The sequence below is a fragment of the Paracoccus pacificus genome (genome assembly GCF_042680785.1).
GTDB classification, from domain to species: domain Bacteria; phylum Pseudomonadota; class Alphaproteobacteria; order Rhodobacterales; family Rhodobacteraceae; genus Paracoccus; species Paracoccus pacificus.
The window spans coordinates 1-531 of sequence record NZ_JBHUEN010000058.1; the positions used below are offsets into that span (position 1 = coordinate 1).

Here is a 531-nt window from a genome sequence, read left to right on the forward strand (position 1 = left end):
GCCGGGGCCTCGGCGGAGCGGATTGCCATGGTCGTGCGCGCCCTGGCGGCTACCCCATGATCTTCCCCTCCAACCGCGTGAGGATCATGGTTGCGACCAAACCCGTCGATTTCCGCAAGGGGCATGATGGCCTGGCTGCACTGGTGTCGTCGGTGCTGCGCAAGGATCCGTTCACCGGCACGGTGTTCGTGTTCCGCTCGCGCCGGGCGGACAGGCTGAAGCTTTTGTATTGGGACGGCACCGGTCTGGTAATGGCTTACAAGCGGCTGGAGGATACAACCTTTACCTGGCCGGCCGTCAAGGACGGGATCATGGCGCTGAACCATGCCCAGTTTGAGGCGCTGTTTGCCGGGCTCGACTGGCGCAAGGTCAAAGCTCTGGAAACCCGCCCCCCTGCTGCGGCAGAATGAATCAGTTGTCTGATTTTCCATGTTTTTGCCGGAGATCCTTGATAAAATCAGAGCATGTTCGCAGCCTCTGTTCTCGATCTTTCCGCCATTCCCAACGCGCAGCGCGCGGCGGTTCAGGCGT

Annotated in this window: 1 protein-coding gene; it reads left to right on the plus strand. The window is 61.0% G+C overall.

What is annotated here, in order from left to right; translation table 11 throughout:
* On the plus strand, window positions 1-410 hold a 410-nt coding region (gene tnpB, locus ACFSCT_RS19490; RefSeq protein WP_379145631.1), incomplete at its 5' end, for an IS66 family insertion sequence element accessory protein TnpB.
* Between the last annotated feature and the right edge of the window lie 121 nt (window positions 411-531).